Origin of the sequence: Paracidovorax valerianellae, from assembly GCF_900102625.1 — a bacterium.
GTDB lineage: Bacteria > Pseudomonadota > Gammaproteobacteria > Burkholderiales > Burkholderiaceae_C > Paracidovorax > Paracidovorax valerianellae.
Genome location: NZ_FMZC01000007.1, coordinates 50,521 through 65,582, shown reverse-complemented (window position 1 = coordinate 65,582; position 15,062 = coordinate 50,521). Strand labels below are relative to the sequence as shown.

The following is a 15,062-nucleotide window of genomic DNA, read 5'->3' as shown; positions in this document are numbered from 1 at the left end:
ATTCCAAAAAGAGGGTAGATCACCATGGCTTTGCACCGCACCGCCAGCCGCGCCCGCCAGCGTGGCCTTTCGTTCATCGGACTGATTTTTGTCGGCTTGCTGGCCGTGGCGGTCTTCGCCATCGGCGGCCAGTCGGTGCCGATCTTCCTGGAGTACCAGGCGATCAACAAGGCGGCGAACAAGGCCGCGCGTGAGGGTGGTTCCGTGCCGGAAGTGCGCGCCATCTTCGACCGTGCCGGCGCCATCGACAACATCAGTTCGATCGCGGGCAAGGACCTGGAAGTGACCAAGCGCAACGACAAGATCGTCGTGTCGTTCAGCTACTCGCGCGAAATCGCCCTGGCCGGCCCGGCCTATCTCGTTTACCGCTTCCAAGAACAGACCAAGTAGGTGCAGCCCAGTCTTTCCGCACTGCAGGACCGCCTGCAGCATGCTTTTTCCGATCCTTCGCTGCTGCAGCGTGCCATCACGCACCGCAGCTTTTCCGCCGACCACAACGAACGCCTGGAGTTTCTGGGCGATTCCGTCCTGAGCCTGGCCGTCTCCAGCCTGCTGTACCAGCGGCTGCGCGACCTGCCCGAAGGCGACCTCTCCCGCGTGCGGGCCAACCTGGTCCGCCAGGAAACCCTGCACGAACTGGCCTTGCGGCTGAAGCTCTCCGACGTGCTGCGCCTGGGTGAGGGCGAGGCCAAGTCGGGTGGAAAGCTGCGGCCGTCCATCCTGGCGGACGCGCTGGAGGCGCTCATCGGTGCCGTGTACCTCGATGCGGGCTACCTGCAGGCCGAGGCCCTGGTGCACCGGCTTTTCCAGGGGGTCGAGATCAATCCCCAGATGGATGCCGCCGCCAAGGACCCCAAAACCGCGTTGCAGGAGTGGCTGCAGGGCCGCAAAATGAAGCTGCCGCAGTACCGGGTGGTCGGTACGGTGGGGGCTGCGCACCGCCAGACCTTCGATGTGGAGTGCGAGATCTCCGAACTGGGCCTCACCGAACGCGGCATCGGCGGCTCGCGCCGGGCTGGCGAGCAGGCCGCTGCGGCGGCCATGCTGGTCCTCTTGAAAGCAAAGAATCCATGAATGAAGATGCTACAAACAATGTAGCTGGTAGCGCAGATTTACCAAGCGCTGGCGGCCAAAATGACCTGGAAGCCATGCTGGCGGCCGCCAAGCCTGCCAGCGCGCCGGCCGATGCCACGGGCCAGCGCTGCGGACTGATCGCCATCGTGGGCAAGCCCAACGTGGGCAAGTCCACGCTGCTCAATGCGCTCGTCGGGCAGAAGATCAGCATCACCTCGCGCAAGGCGCAGACCACGCGCCACCGGATCACCGGCATCCGCACCATGGAGCAGACGCAGTTCGTGTTCGTCGATACGCCCGGCTTCCAGACCAAGCACAGCACGGCGCTCAACAAGTCGCTCAACAAGACGGTGATGGGCGCCATCGGCGATGTGGACCTGATCCTCTTCGTGGTCGAGGCCGGCAACTTCACGCTGGCCGATGCCAAGGTGCTGTCGCTGTTCAAGCCCGGCATTCCCACGCTGCTGATCGCCAACAAGCTGGACATGGTGCACCGCCGTGCGGAAATCGCGCCGTGGCTGAAAAGCATGCAGGAGCGCCATCCATTCACCGAGTTCGTGCCCATGTCGGCCAAGAACAAGGGCGACATCGAACGCCTGTTCGGCATCTGTGCCAAATACCTCCCCGAGCAGCCCTGGTGGTATGCCGAGGACGAGCTCACCGACCGCAGCGAGAAATTCCTGGCGTCGGAGACCGTGCGCGAGAAGCTGTTCCGCTTCACGGGCGACGAGTTGCCCTACACCTCGACCGTCGTGATCGACAAGTTCGAGGAAGAAAAAGGCAAGACCAAGAGCCGCATGATCCGCATCGCCGCCACCATCGTGGTGGAGCGCGACGGCCACAAGGCCATGGTGATCGGCGAGAAGGGCGAGCGCCTGAAGCGCATCGGCACCGAGGCGCGGCAGGAGCTGGAAAAGCTCATGGACGCCAAGGTGTTCATCGAGATCTGGGTCAAGGTGCGTTCGGGCTGGGCCGACGACGAGGCCCGCGTGCGCTCGTTCGGGTATGAATGACGCCTTGCCGAACGGATGGCGTTGTGTTTCCTCGAAGGCGCCGCGGCAGCGCTTCGAGTGACGCCAAGGTGGGCGCGGCACAGGTTCCAGCGTTGCGGCCAGTGCCAGTGCCCGTGCCTGTACGGCCCAGCCGGATATTGAGAAAATCGGCCTCCAGCACATGTCCACCTAGGGCAGTGTGCTATTGAAAGAATAGCAATTCATGGCTGTGCGCCGCATCTCCGATGAGCCCGCCTACGTGCTGCACCGCTACGACTGGAGCGAGTCCAGCCTGATCCTGGACGTGTTCACGCGCCACCACGGCCGTGTGGCGCTGGTGGCCAAAGGCGCCAAAAAGCCCACCTCCAACTTTCGCCCCGTGCTGCTGCCGCTGCAGCCCCTGCGGGTGAACTACACGCTGTCCGGCGACGGGCAGGGGGAGATCCATGCGCTCAAAGGGGCCGAGTGGGTCGGCGGCCATGTCATGCCCACGGGCGATGCGCTGCTGTCGGGGCTGTACCTCAATGAACTGCTGATGCGGCTCGTGGCCCGCGAAGATGCCCACGCGCCGTTGTTCGACGCCTACGCCGGCGTGGTGCGTGTGCTGGGCAGCGAGCACGGCGATGCGCTCGAACCAGTGCTGCGCAGCTTCGAACTGCTGCTGCTGCGCGAGATCGGCCTGCTGCCCAGTCTGGAGGCCGAGACGGCGACGCTGGCGCCGCTGCAGCCGGCCGCTCGCTATGCCCTGGTGCCCGAGGCCGGGCTGCGTCCCGCCATCGCCACGGACCGTGCAGCGCTTGCCGGCTCGCAGTGGCTGGCCTTGCAGCGGGCCCTGGAAGCCGGCGAGGGCGCCAGCTATACCGCCACGCTGCGCGTGATCGCCCAGGCGGGCGTTCCCGTGGCGGGCGAACTCAAACCCCAGTTGCGCACGCTGCTGCAATACCATTGCGGCAGCCCGGTGCTGCGCACCCGCCAGCTCATGATGGACCTGCAATCGCTATGACCCGTTCTTCCGCCGCTTCCGCCCGCACCGCTCTGTCGGTCAACGTCAACAAGGTGGCCCTGGTGCGCAACACGCGGCACCTGGGCATTCCCAGCGTCACGCGCGCATCGCTGCTGTGCCTGCAGGCGGGCGCCCAGGGCATTACCGTGCATCCCCGCCCCGACGAGCGCCACATCCGCTCGGGCGATGTGCATGACCTGGCGGCGTTGCTGAAAAACTGGCCGGAGCGGGAATTCAACATCGAAGGCAACCCGTCGCAGAACCTGATGGACTTCATCCGCACGGTGCGCCCGCAGCAGGCCACGTTCGTGCCCGACAGCGAAGACCAGTTCACCAGCGACCACGGCTGGAGCTTTCCGCAGGATGCCGAACGCCTGGCGCCGCTGATCGCCGAGTGCCGGCAACTGGGCGTGCGGGTGAGCCTGTTCATGGACCCGCTGCCCGAGCAGATGTCCGCCGCCCGCGCAGTGGGCGCCGACCGGGTCGAGCTGTACACCGAGCCCTACGCCGCCGCCTGGGGCACCGAGCGCCAGGCAGCCGAGCTGGAGCGTTACCGTGCCGCCGCGCAGGCCGCCCTGGACGCGGGGCTGGGCGTGAACGCCGGCCACGACCTGAACCGCGACAACCTGGCCGCGTTCGTGCAGGGCGTGCCCGGGCTGCTGGAGGTGTCCATCGGCCATGCGCTGATCGCCGATGCGCTGGAGCTGGGCTACGCCGCCACGGTGCAGGCCTACCAGCGCTGCATCGACGAAGGCATGGCGGCTAAGCGCTCCTGAATTGATAGCAATACACCGCGGTATTTCATGCCCTTGAGGCAGATTGGACCCTTGAAACCATGATCTACGGCATCGGCACCGACATCTGCGACATCCGCCGCATCCGCGCGAGCCTGGAACGCCACGGCGACCGCTTTGCCGAAAAGGTGCTCGCCGAGGGCGAGCTGAAGACGTGGCGCGAGCGCGGTGCCCGCTGGCCCGAACGCGGTGTGCGCTACCTGGCCACCCGGTTCTCCGCCAAGGAGGCTTTCAGCAAAGCCATCGGCATGGGCATGCGCATGCCGATGACCTGGCGCCATTGCGAGGTCGCCAAGCTGCCCAGCGGCCAGCCGGTGATCGTGCTGCACGGGGCCCTGAAAGACTGGTTCGAAGGGCAGGGCCTGCAGTGCCACCTGACGGTGACCGACGAATCCGATTACGCGGCGAGCTTTTGCGTGGTTGAGAAGAAATAAGGCTGCAGCGCACGACTGTATTGCCTTTGTTGCTATTAAAAAATGAGTGAATCCTTGGCCATGACTTCTTCCGAACACGCGCCCCTCATCCTCGATGTTGCCGGCCTCGAACTCACCGCAGCCGACCGCCGCCGGCTGGCGCACCCGCTCACGGGCGGCGTGATCCTGTTCACGCGCAACTGGCAGGACCGCGCGCAGCTGCTCGCACTCACCAGCGCCATCAAGGCGGTGCGCGACGATCTGCTGATCTGTGTGGACCACGAAGGCGGCCGCGTGCAGCGCTTTCGCAGCGATGGGTTCACGCAACTGCCGCCCATGCGGGCGTTCGGCGAGCTTTGGATGCACGGCGACGGGCGGGGCGCCAAGGCCGTGCCGGGCGGCGGCGCGCTGCGCGCAACCAACGCGGCGACGGCGGCGGGCTATGTGCTGGGCAGCGAGTTGCGGTCGTGCGGTGTGGACTTCAGCTTCACGCCCGTGCTTGACCTCGACTGGTCCGATGACGCCCCCGGGCCCGCGCAGGACGCTTCGGCTTCCGCTTCGCGCAGCAGCGTGATCGGCGACCGGGCGTTCCATCGCGATCCGCGCGTCGTGGCGCTGCTGGCCAAGAGCCTGATGCACGGCCTGCTGCAGGCCGGCATGGCCAATTGCGGCAAGCACTTTCCGGGGCATGGCTTCGTGCGGGCCGATTCGCACACCGACATTCCCGTGGACCCGCGCAGCCTCAAGGCCCTGCTGTCCGACGACGCGGCGCCGTACCCGTGGCTGTCGAGCACGCTCACCAGCGTGATGCCCGCGCACGTGATCTACCCGAAGGTCGATGCCCGGCCAGCCGGTTTTTCGCGGCGCTGGCTGCAGGACATCCTGCGCCAGCAGTTGCGTTTCGACGGCGCGATCTTCAGCGACGACCTGAGCATGGAGGGCGCGCGCCGCATCGATGGCCAGACGGTCAGCTACACCGATGCCGCTGTGGCCGCGCTCGATGCGGGCTGCGATCTGGTGCTGCTGTGCAACCAGAGCCTAGTGGGCGAGGGCGCCCGCAAGGGAGAAGTGCTGGACGAGGTGCTGGACGGATTGCAACAGGCCCGCTCGGCAGGCCGCTGGCAGGCCAGCCCCGACAGCGAATCCCGCCGCGTGGCCCTGCTGCCTGAAACCCTGCCCCAGCCGTGGGACGAACTGATGCTGCAGCCGGCCTATCTGCAAGCCCTCGAATTGCTGCCTTGACCCCCGTCTCAGTGGTTTGGCCGATCGATTGGTAAGCAATCGTTGCTTGTTCGTGGGCAGTGCAAGGACCGGAGATTCTCTGCCGTGCGTTGAAAACCCGCCCGAATCGGATGGCTTTCGGCCAACGTTCGCTTAAAAGCCGGCATGAGGGGCTCGCGGTGGCCCATGCGCCCGCATCGCGCGGCGAACATTGGCCTACAACTGCGGGTCAACGGCCCTCTCCAAGCGCCGTTCTGAAGAGACCATCTGCCCGCTAAGGCTGCTGAGCCCACGGCGGATGGCCTTCAGGAGAAAAACCATGGCGCCCCTTGTAGACCCCCGTGCTCACCACCCCGCCGTTCGGGATTTCCCAGCCCCGGCTGTTTCCAGGCTCCAGCGCGCCACCCGCTTGCCATCGGTGCGCGCTGCATCGAAGGGCATCGCCCTCACGCTCGTCGCGGCTTGCGCCCTGACTGCCTGCAATCGGCAAAATTCCACGCCCCTGGTTCCGCCCCTCGCGCCTCCCGCTCCCACCGCGTCCGCCTCGCCAGCCGCTGTTTCAACTCCAGATGCCACCCAGGCTGCCGCCCCCGTCGCTGTCCGCTACGTGCCGCCCAGCGCGGACGCGCTCTATCAGATGGTGGCGCCGATCGCCCTGTACCCCGACAAGCTCGTGGCGCAGGTGCTCGCCGGGGCGACCTATCCCGAGCAGGTCACGGCGGCAGAGACCTGGATGGGGCAGAACCCGTCCCTCAAGGCCGCAGCGCTGACGGACGCGGTAGACCAGCAGCCGTGGGACCCCAGCATCAAATCCCTCACCGCTTTTCCGAATGTGCTGGAGCAGATGGCGTCCAACCTGCCGTGGACTGTGGCCCTGGGCAAGGCCTATTACAACGACCCCACCGACGTGATGAACGCCATTCAGGTGATGCGCTCGCGGGCCAGCAAGGCGGGCACGCTGAAAAGCTCGCCCCACCTGCGCGTGGCCACCGTGACCAGCGCGCCTCCGAGCCCGCCACCCCCGCCGGACCTTCAGCAACCCGTGGCGGTGTACAGCGGGCCGGCCGTGGTCGTGCCGCCCCCAACCTACATCGCCATCGAACCGGCCGACGTGCAGGCGGTGTACGTGCCGCGCTATGACCCGCAGGTGGTCTATGGCGCGCCGGTGCCGTTGTATTCCAGCTATCGCTGGTCAGCGCCCGCGCCGGTCTATGCGACGGGGACGGTGGTGGGGGCCGACCCGGTGGCCGTGGGCGCGTTGGCCTTCGGCGCCGGGGTGCTGGTGGGTGCGGTGGCCACGCACCACCACTGGGGCTGGAATGCCTGGGACGTCAACTGGGGACGTCCGCCCGAGCGCGCCACCTGGGTCCAGGGCGCCCCCTTGCCCCCGCCCATGGTGCGGCCGGCGGTGGTGTACCGGGGCAATACCTACATCTCGCAGTCGCACACGGTGGTGGAGAACATCCACAACCGGGTGACCGTGAACAACTTCTACGGGGGAGAACGCGGCCCGGATGGCGGGCGCCCTGCACCGGCTGCACCCGTTGCAGCTGCGGCCGCCGCGATGCCGGCGACGCCGTTGACTGCAATGAACCCCATGGCCTCACCCAACCCGTCAGACCGCGAACACCGAGGCATGGTCCCGGCGGGGATGCCACCGCATTTCGGTGCGCCGCAGGACCGCCGTGCGGCGCCTGGTAGCGCGGCTGCCATGGTGCCGCCACCACCGATGGCGCAGGGCCCGCGAGCCTTCCAGGCGGCAGAGCGGCCACAGGACCGTGCACAGGAGCGGGCGATGCCCCAGCACGCGGCCATGCAGGGCAATTCGCTGGCTGCGCATTCCGCGCCGGCTCCCACTCCTGCGCGCCCTGCCGAGAATATGGCGGTGCCTGGAATGGCGCAGGCGCACGGATTCGCGGCGGCGTCCAACCGGCCGGAAAGACCTGAAGTACAGGATCCGCGCCCGGTGCGTGCAGGGGAGGGGGCGAATGCAGCGATGCGGGACGCGCGCCATGAGGGCCAACGTCCGCCCATGGCGGCAATGGCTGCAGCACAGGCACAGGCACAGGCACAGGCACAGGCACAGGCACAGGCACAGGCACAGCATTCCATGCCTCGGCCTGAGTTGGCGCCGCATGCACCACCGCAGAGATTCGCTGCGCCGGCAACGGAGCACATTCAGCCAGCGCCCGTGCATCAGCCGGCCATGCCGCAGCAGCGCATGCCCGCTGCGACGCCGCATGCTCCGTCAGCGCCGCATCCCGTGGCCATGCCGCAGCCGCCAGTCCATGCGTCGCCACCTGCACCGCATGGCCACAGTCCGGAGCCCGGTCATCGGCCGGAAGGGCATCGCCACGGCGAGGGTTGACCTGCGAGGGACAGGGCCGAGCCATGGCACTGACCCGCCGGTTCCCTGCCGGCATTTCAGGTGAAAACGACCAGTACCGCGCAGGCGCGAATCAAACCGTGTCTTGGCTGATGAGCGGAACTTCCGCCGGTGGGGTTTCTGCAGGCTCGGCGCCCGGCTTTCGGGGCGGGCCGCCCTTCCATCGGCGCACGACGCGCTGAAAGATCAGGGCGTTGGGAATCTGAAGCAGCACGCTGTCCGAGCCGTCTTCGCTGGACGCGAAGTCTTCGAGCGTGGTGTAGAGCAGATTGATGTCGATCACGCGGCCCTTGGCACCGGGCTTTTCCGCGGTGTCCAGCACTTCGATGTAGTCCCCCAGGCGAAAGGGGCCCACGGTGAAGATGAGCAGGGCGCAGAACAGGTTGGACAGCACGCTCCACGCGGCGAAGAAGGCGACCGCGCCGACGGTGGCGAAGCCCGTGAAAGCGGTCCACAGCACCGTGGCGGACACGCCCAGCCGCTCCAGCACCAGCAAAAACGCGCTGCCCATGATGACCCAGCGCAGCAGCCCGTTGATCGGCACCATCATCTCGATGGGCCATTGGTAGTGGTGGCCTGCGCGCGCCACCAGCCGGCGCAGCGTGCGCTGCAGGACCACCCCGACGATCAGAATCAGCAGAATCTGCAAGCCCGGCACGATGATGTCCAGCCAGTCCTGGATCCAGTCGGGGAAGTAGGGTTTCAGGCGCAGCATGAAGCTCCAGTCGCTCGGCAAGATTCCTCCCATCAGCTGCGCAGCTGCTCGACGGTGTCCATCTGCATCTCGAAGCTGAAGAACCGGGCGCGCCCCTGGGCCTTGGCGGCATAGAGCGCCTGGTCGGCACGCATCAGCATGGCCTCCGCGCTGGTGCCCTCGTCGGGAATGCACGTGGTGATGCCGCCGGAGAGCGTGAGCACGGGGCCCAGCGGCGAATCGGGGTGGGAAAAGGCGCGCACCGAAAGCAGTTTGCCCAGCGCGCGCGCGAAGGTCATGGCGCCGGAGCGGGGCGTTCCGGGAAGGATCAGCGCGAATTCTTCGCCGCCGTAGCGCGCCGCCACGTCGCGTGGACGCGTGCAGACGTCGCGCAGCAGCCGGCTCACGTCTTTCAGGCAGGCATCGCCCTGCAGATGGCCGGCCGAGTCGTTAAAGCGTTTGAAATGGTCCAGGTCGCACAGCATCAGCGTGAGCGGCTCACCGTCGCGTCGCGCCGTGGCGATCTCGTTGTGCAGGATGCGGTCCAGGCCGCGGCGGTTCACCAAGCCGGTGAGCGCATCCACCTCGACCATTTCATTGAGCCGCTGGTTGGCGATGTGCAGTTCCTGCGACAGCGACACCAGCCGGCGGCGCATGTCCAGCAGGCGGCGCATGGCGCGCAGCTTGGCCACCAGCACGATGGGCTTGACGGGCTTGACCAGGTAGTCGTCGCCACCGGCCTCGATGCCGCGCCATACGTCGAGGTCGCTGTCCAGTCCCGAGAGAAAGATGATGGGCGTCCAGCCCCCCGGTTCGGCCTCGCGCATCTGCTGGGCGACCCAGTAGCCGTCGTTGTGGTCGGACAGGCGAATGTCCAGCAGCACGAGGTCCGGGCGGTGCAGCTGGAACAGGTCCAGCGCCTTGTCGCCCGACGCCGCCTCCAGCACGTCGACCACGCCCGCGTGGCGCAGCTCCGCCACCAGCACGGCCCGCAGCGAGGTCTGGTCCTCCACCACCAGCACGGTGAAGGGCATGGCGTCCGCCGTGCCGCCGTTGCGCTGCGGCAACGGGGTGGGTTGGGGTGTGGTCATCGCGGTCCCTTTCCTGAAGGCGGGGGCAGGCCATGCGGCCTGAAAAGACCGCAGTCCTCAGCCTTCTTCAATGCTCTCGGCGCAATGCAGGGAACAGGATCACGTCGCGAATGCTGGGGCTGTCGGTCAGCAGCATCATCAACCGATCGATGCCGATTCCGCAACCACCGGTGGGCGGCATGCCGTATTCGAGCGCACGCACGAAGTCGTGGTCGAAGAACATGGCCTCGTCGTCGCCGCTGTCCTTGGCCGTCACCTGGGCCTGAAAGCGCGCGGCCTGGTCCTCGGCGTCGTTCAGCTCGGAGAAGCCGTTGCCGAACTCGCGGCCGGTGATGTACAGCTCGAACCGCTCGGTCACCTCGGGCCGCGTGTCGTTCGCACGGGCCAGGGGGCTGATTTCGGTAGGGTGCTCCATGATGAAGGTCGGCTGCCAGAGCTTGTCTTCCACGGTTTCTTCGAAGTACAGCACCTGCAGGCTGGCCAGCGTGCGCTTGGATAGCTGGTTCTTCTCTTCGCTCATTCCCAGCTTCTTGAGGGCGCTGATGAGCCAGGCGGCGTCGTCCACATGGGCGCCGGCCTCGGTGAACTGGAAGATCGCTTCGCGGATGGTCAGCCGCTGGAACGGCTGCGACAGATCGACCTCGCGGCCGCCGTAGGTGAGCTGCAACGTGCCTGCGGCCTTCATGGCTGCGTCGCGCACCAGTTGCTCGGTGAAGTCCATCAAATCGCGGTAGTTCCAGTACGCCGCGTAGAACTCCATCATGGTGAACTCGGGGTTGTGGCGCACCGAGATGCCTTCGTTGCGGAAGTTGCGGTTGATCTCGAACACGCGCTCGAAGCCGCCCACCACCAGGCGCTTCAGGTACAGCTCGGGCGCGATGCGCAGGTACATCTCCTGCTCCAGCGCGTTGTGGTGCGTGACGAACGGCTTGGCGTTCGCGCCGCCGGGAATCGGGTGGAGCATGGGCGTTTCCACTTCGAGAAAGCCGTGCTGCACCATGAACTCGCGCAGGCCGCTCACGGCCTTGCTGCGGGCGATGAAACGGCTGCGCGCGGTTTCGTCGGTCATCAGGTCCACATAGCGCTGGCGGTACTTCACTTCCTGGTCGGCCACACCGTGGAACTTGTCCGGCATGGGGCGCAGGCTCTTGGTCAGCAGGCGCAGCGTGGAGACCTTGATCGACAGCTCGCCGGTCTTGGTCTTCATCAGCGTGCCCTCGGCACCCACGATGTCGCCCAGGTCCCAATGCTTGAACGCGGCATAGAGCTCTTCGCCCAGCGCATCGCGCGTGACGTACAGCTGCAGGCGCCCACCCGTCGTGCCCAGCGAACCGTCCTGAACGGTCGCGAAGCTGGCTTTGCCCATGACGCGCTTGAGCATCATCCGGCCGGCGACGCTCACGGTCACGGGCGTGGCTTCGAGCGCTTCGGCATCGTGCGCTGCGTACTGCGCCTGCAGGTCCGCCACGTGGTGAGCGGGCTTGAAATCGTTGGGAAACGCCACGCCCTTGCCCGCTGCCTGGGCCTCCCGCAGGGCCTTGAGTTTTTCGCGGCGCTCGGCAATGAGCTGGTTGTCGTCGGAGGCAGGCGTGGTGGTATCGGACATAGATTGAAATGATGGCGAAGTGAGGCGTCGCGCGACGAAACCGGCCATTTTAAGAGCCAAGTTAAACAAGCGGCCCTAGCGCAGCCAAGTACGCAACAGACGTATACCGAACTTCAGACACGAAACGGGCAATGCGAGCGCCAGAGCGCCTCTGTGCCCACGTCTGCCGACGGCGCCTAGCGCAAACAGTTCACCGCGCTGCATGCGCCAAAGCTGTGCGCTCAGGCCAGAACTGCCGAAAGCAGGCTTGTACATGAACGACAGCGGTTGAGAGTGGCGTGCACACCGCCAGCCGGCCGCTATCAACTGAAGCCAAAGTGCGTAGTCTTCGCTGAGCTGGCCATTGTCGGGAAAACGCACTCTCCCATCTCGCCTAACTATTACGGACGATGTATGAAACGGATTGGACAGCATGGCTGGCAGCAGACTGACCACATGGACGTCCAGCGGTGCGGGATCACCGTCGTTTACGGATGCCGGCATCTCTTGCGCGCGCACTCCGGAGTGGCCCCCGACGAGGTCCAAATCTTGGTTCAGCATTGCCTCTAGCTGGCGCTCAAGCTTGTCGGGCGACCAAATGTCGTCCGCGTCCAGAAAGCCAACGATCTCGCCGGCAGCCAAGTCCAGGCCGCGATTGCGCGCGGCAGCGGCGCCTGCGTTGCGCGGTTGCTTCACCACACGCAGTACGAAGGCGCTTGCTGGGTCGTAGCGCTCCGCCACGCAGACGGAGCCGTCGCGCGAGCCGTCGTCCACGCAGATCACCTCGAATGGCAGCAAGGTCTGGTTGCGTATCGAGTCCAGCGCCCTCTGCAACGTCGCTTCGGCGTTGTAGATAGGCATGACGACGGAAACGCGCGGCAGGCTCATGGTTTCGTTATGAAATCAGCATTGAACCGATGCCACATCGGAAATGACGGATCCGTCGCTGCAAGTGCAGGGCTGCGGAACCACGGATCTGGTGCGAACACAGTGTGAGCGCGGCCTACATAGCCAGCCAGCGCACTGAACGAGCTGTTGGCACAGGCCAGTACATCAGCGTTGATCAAGGCTTGCAAAGCCTGATCGGGCGTTTCGCGGCCGCCGAGATGGGTGTCAAGAAAAAGGCAACGGTTAGTTTCCACTAACGGCGAAAGCATGGCCCGGGCATGTGAATAGTCGTCGGAGATGACGAGCCACTGCAATTCAGGCCAGTCACGCGCCAGTGCCTGCAGTACGCCGCAGTAGTAGCCTGGACCGAGCGGACCGATCTGTTCTCGGTTGTATCGCGAGGCAGCATAGTCGCCCCCTCTCACATGAATGGCTGCGTAGCGTTGCAGCCCTGCGGGAGCGGTGCGAAACGCAGGGCGTAACAGCTCACGAGCCTGTCGCAGGGCATGCACACTGTGATGGCGCGGATGCTGGTAGTAACCGTAGTGATACCGTGTACGCAAATCGCTTCGGACAGGGGACGCATCGCTATGCAATTGGCCCAGAAGTCGGGCTGCACGTACAAGCACCCGTTCAGCTCGCCACAGCCCTTCCGTACGGCGAAGCGGCAATCGAAGCTCGATGAACACCTTGGCCAATTCCAATGCGCCAATGGCTTGATTGCCTGGTACTTTGCGAAGGAAGCTGGTGTCGAGCGCAACATCGGCTCCTGACTCGGCCAGAGTCAGCGCGTGCAGCCATTCAAAGAACTGGTTGCCGAGCCCGCCGCGCAAAAAGACGCGTGTCGTCGTCATATGGGCTTGCTGGTGTGGGTGTCGAGGCGTTCGAAGGTGAAGATGCCGAGGGTGTAGTCCTGCTGATCGAATCGGGCGATTGAGGCTTCCCATTCCGGATATTCGATCACGCGCCGTTCAACGCCGACCGCCGCGAATTGGCGCAGCGACAGTCCTTCTGTCTCGGCCATCCGCACCACATTTTGTGCTGAGAAAACGCGATGGGCATTGAATAGAACCCGTTCTCTGCCGACGGGCACCGAGAGATAAAGCCGGCCACCAGGCCGGAGGATGCGTGCCATGTTACGCAGACCCGTGGCACTGCCCCTAGGATCGAGTATATCGCCGTAGCGCCCAAGGCCGAAATGCTCCAGAGCATGCAAGCAGGACAGCGAATCGCAATAGTTCGCCAGTTCCGGCGCCGGATTCATCAGATCGGCCTGCTTAAAGCGGATGCTGGGCAACTCCGCGGTGATGGCGCGGATATCGAAGACTTCGATGTCGCGGAAGCTTGCGACATGCGCCACGAAGCCATCCACACGAGACCCGATGTCCACATGGCGCTCTGGCCCATGCTTATGGATTTGCTGCGCCACGTGAAGATCCTGCAAGAAATATTCGCTTTTGGTCGTTCCTCCTTCTTCGTACCAGTCATGAAGGCAGGGCATCAACTCGAGCGGGCCTTGGTACTGGCGTCGAAAGCGTAAAAGGTCGCGCAGGTAGCGCGGCGTACCGCGCAGCGAGCGCAGTAGTCGCCGGGGGTCTATTCCGAACTGCTCCGAGAGGATCCAGTAAAACTTCTTCAGCTTAGCGTTCATGGTCGATCTTGAGGAGGCCAGGCAGGCTAGCGATAAAGCCGATGAAATTGATGATCAGCCAACCTGATGTCGCGCCAATCATGCCGAAACGGGAAACCATGGGAGGAATGATCAACAGACACAGCATTCCAGCCAGCAAGTTGACTTGCAGGATGCGCTTAATTCTTCCAAGCACCAGCCAATGGGCATAGCCCACGTTGTAGAACGCATTGATGATTGCACCGAACAGCAGCCAGCCAAGTAGCGGGTAGACCACGGAAACGGCATGCATGTCCTTCAGCCACCACCCCAGTAGCCATTTCCCTGCAGCGGCGTAGATGGCCATGCCTGTGGCTGCGGCCAGTGCAATTAATCCGAATAGCCGGTTGTACAGATGGCGCAGGGCAGCGGGGTCTTCTTTAAGGCGAAATGCGCGAGGCAGGACAGCCTGCATCAGTGGATAGACCAACTGAAGTACGCCTGCCGCCGCGGACGAAGCGATCACATAGTAGCCAAAGTCCGTGATCGATATGAGGTTGCTGAGCAACGCTTTGTCCAATTGCATCGTCAGCGCGCCTAGGCCTGAAGCAGTGGCGAGACCAGCGATCGCCGGCCAGGCTTGGCGGATCACATCGTTTTGCCATCGTGCGTCGGCGCGATGCATTCCCGTTGCAGACCAGGCAACGCGGGCACGCAGACCGGTTTCGAACAGACCTGCCACCATGTGCCAGGCCAGATAGGTGATCAGCGATGGCCAGTTCGTTACAGCGATCACAGCGCCTACGTGGCGGATCAGCGTGGCGAAGAACAGAATTTTGTTCAGCGCCACCTGGCGCTCCGTGCCGACAAGAACACTGCGGTAAAGCGACCCAGGGAACATCGTTGCGAAGATGGCAGCCGCTCCGATCACCGCGGCACGGCCGTTGGCCTCGCCCGCCCCGTCTAAATGAAGCCAGTGGCGCGCGATGGGAGTAGCGAGCAAGATCAGCCCAAGGCCGATAAGCAATGCAAGTGCCCAATAGAGTCGCTCGAATCCGTACAGCAATGCGGCCGTGCGCGGCTTGGTCACACCTTCGCCAGCGGCGCGCAAGGATATCTCGCGCACCAAAGCCTGGCTCATGCCTGCGTCGAGCAGGTTGAGCACAGCTTGCAGGGTCGTGACGAAACCCACGAAGCCGAACTGCAGTGGGCCAAGCGCAGCGAGATACCAAGGCAGGGCAAGAATGGGCGCGAGCGCGACTGCTCCCGAGCCGACGTAGTTCGCCAGGATGTTTCGCTTAAGGGACATGGA

15 protein-coding genes are annotated in these 15,062 nt (G+C 64.9%); 8 read left to right on the top strand and 7 right to left on the bottom strand.

Annotated features, from left to right (window positions below):
- Window positions 1-24 precede the first annotated feature (24 nt).
- From BLT03_RS12575 to BLT03_RS12540, 8 genes are all read left to right on the top strand, one after another.
- The gene (locus BLT03_RS12575) at window positions 25-390 is read left to right on the top strand and encodes a DUF4845 domain-containing protein (protein ID WP_092744111.1); all 366 of its coding nucleotides are present in this window, start codon (window positions 25-27) and stop codon (window positions 388-390) included.
- On the top strand, window positions 391-1,074 hold the full coding sequence (gene rnc, locus BLT03_RS12570) for a ribonuclease III (RefSeq protein WP_092744110.1): 684 nt from the start codon (window positions 391-393) through the stop codon (window positions 1,072-1,074).
- Entirely contained in the window at window positions 1,071-2,087 is a 1,017-nt protein-coding gene (era, locus tag BLT03_RS12565; protein ID WP_092744109.1) for a GTPase Era, read from the top strand. Before rnc ends, era begins: the two co-directional genes overlap by 4 nt.
- A 202-nt stretch (window positions 2,088-2,289) precedes the next feature.
- A complete protein-coding gene (recO, locus tag BLT03_RS12560) occupies window positions 2,290-3,069 on the top strand; it encodes a DNA repair protein RecO (RefSeq protein ID WP_092744108.1) in 780 nt (259 codons plus the stop codon).
- Window positions 3,066-3,845 carry a pyridoxine 5'-phosphate synthase gene (locus BLT03_RS12555; RefSeq protein ID WP_092744107.1) on the top strand — a complete coding sequence of 260 codons (780 nt, stop codon included), beginning with the start codon at window positions 3,066-3,068 and terminating at the stop codon, window positions 3,843-3,845. Before recO ends, BLT03_RS12555 begins: the two co-directional genes overlap by 4 nt.
- Before the next feature lie 59 nt (window positions 3,846-3,904).
- Window positions 3,905-4,297 carry a holo-ACP synthase gene (acpS, locus tag BLT03_RS12550; protein ID WP_092744106.1) on the top strand — a complete coding sequence of 131 codons (393 nt, stop codon included), beginning with the start codon at window positions 3,905-3,907 and terminating at the stop codon, window positions 4,295-4,297.
- 60 nt (window positions 4,298-4,357) lie between these two features.
- Window positions 4,358-5,518 carry a beta-N-acetylhexosaminidase gene (nagZ, locus tag BLT03_RS12545; protein ID WP_092744248.1) on the top strand — a complete coding sequence of 387 codons (1,161 nt, stop codon included), beginning with the start codon at window positions 4,358-4,360 and terminating at the stop codon, window positions 5,516-5,518.
- Window positions 5,519-5,816: 298 nt separating this feature from the next.
- A complete protein-coding gene (locus BLT03_RS12540; protein WP_092744105.1) occupies window positions 5,817-7,865 on the top strand; it encodes a DUF3300 domain-containing protein in 2,049 nt (682 codons plus the stop codon).
- 91 nt (window positions 7,866-7,956) lie between these two features.
- Here the strand turns inward: BLT03_RS12540 and BLT03_RS12535 are convergent, their stop codons facing one another.
- The 7 genes from BLT03_RS12535 to BLT03_RS12505 all read right to left on the bottom strand — a co-directional run bounded on the left by BLT03_RS12535 (window position 7,957) and on the right by BLT03_RS12505 (window position 15,059).
- On the bottom strand, window positions 7,957-8,598 hold the full coding sequence (locus BLT03_RS12535; RefSeq protein ID WP_245711358.1) for a mechanosensitive ion channel family protein: 642 nt from the start codon (window positions 8,596-8,598) through the stop codon (window positions 7,957-7,959).
- Window positions 8,599-8,630: 32 nt separating this feature from the next.
- Window positions 8,631-9,668 carry a GGDEF domain-containing response regulator gene (locus BLT03_RS12530; RefSeq protein ID WP_092744103.1) on the bottom strand — a complete coding sequence of 346 codons (1,038 nt, stop codon included), beginning with the start codon at window positions 9,666-9,668 and terminating at the stop codon, window positions 8,631-8,633.
- A gap of 67 nt (window positions 9,669-9,735) precedes the next feature.
- Window positions 9,736-11,274, bottom strand: coding sequence for a lysine--tRNA ligase (gene lysS, locus BLT03_RS12525; protein ID WP_092744102.1), 1,539 nt, complete (start codon window positions 11,272-11,274; stop codon window positions 9,736-9,738).
- A 75-nt stretch (window positions 11,275-11,349) separates the two neighbouring features.
- A complete protein-coding gene (locus BLT03_RS12520; RefSeq protein ID WP_092744101.1) occupies window positions 11,350-12,141 on the bottom strand; it encodes a glycosyltransferase family 2 protein in 792 nt (263 codons plus the stop codon).
- Window positions 12,138-12,995, bottom strand: coding sequence for an O-fucosyltransferase family protein (locus tag BLT03_RS23915; protein WP_139160383.1), 858 nt, complete (start codon window positions 12,993-12,995; stop codon window positions 12,138-12,140). The genes BLT03_RS12520 and BLT03_RS23915 overlap by 4 nt, the downstream gene beginning before the upstream one ends.
- Window positions 12,992-13,792 carry a DUF268 domain-containing protein gene (locus BLT03_RS12510; RefSeq protein WP_092744099.1) on the bottom strand — a complete coding sequence of 267 codons (801 nt, stop codon included), beginning with the start codon at window positions 13,790-13,792 and terminating at the stop codon, window positions 12,992-12,994. Before BLT03_RS12510 ends, BLT03_RS23915 begins: the two co-directional genes overlap by 4 nt.
- A complete protein-coding gene (locus BLT03_RS12505) occupies window positions 13,782-15,059 on the bottom strand; it encodes a lipopolysaccharide biosynthesis protein (protein ID WP_092744098.1) in 1,278 nt (425 codons plus the stop codon). The genes BLT03_RS12510 and BLT03_RS12505 overlap by 11 nt, the downstream gene beginning before the upstream one ends.
- Window positions 15,060-15,062 lie beyond the last annotated feature (3 nt).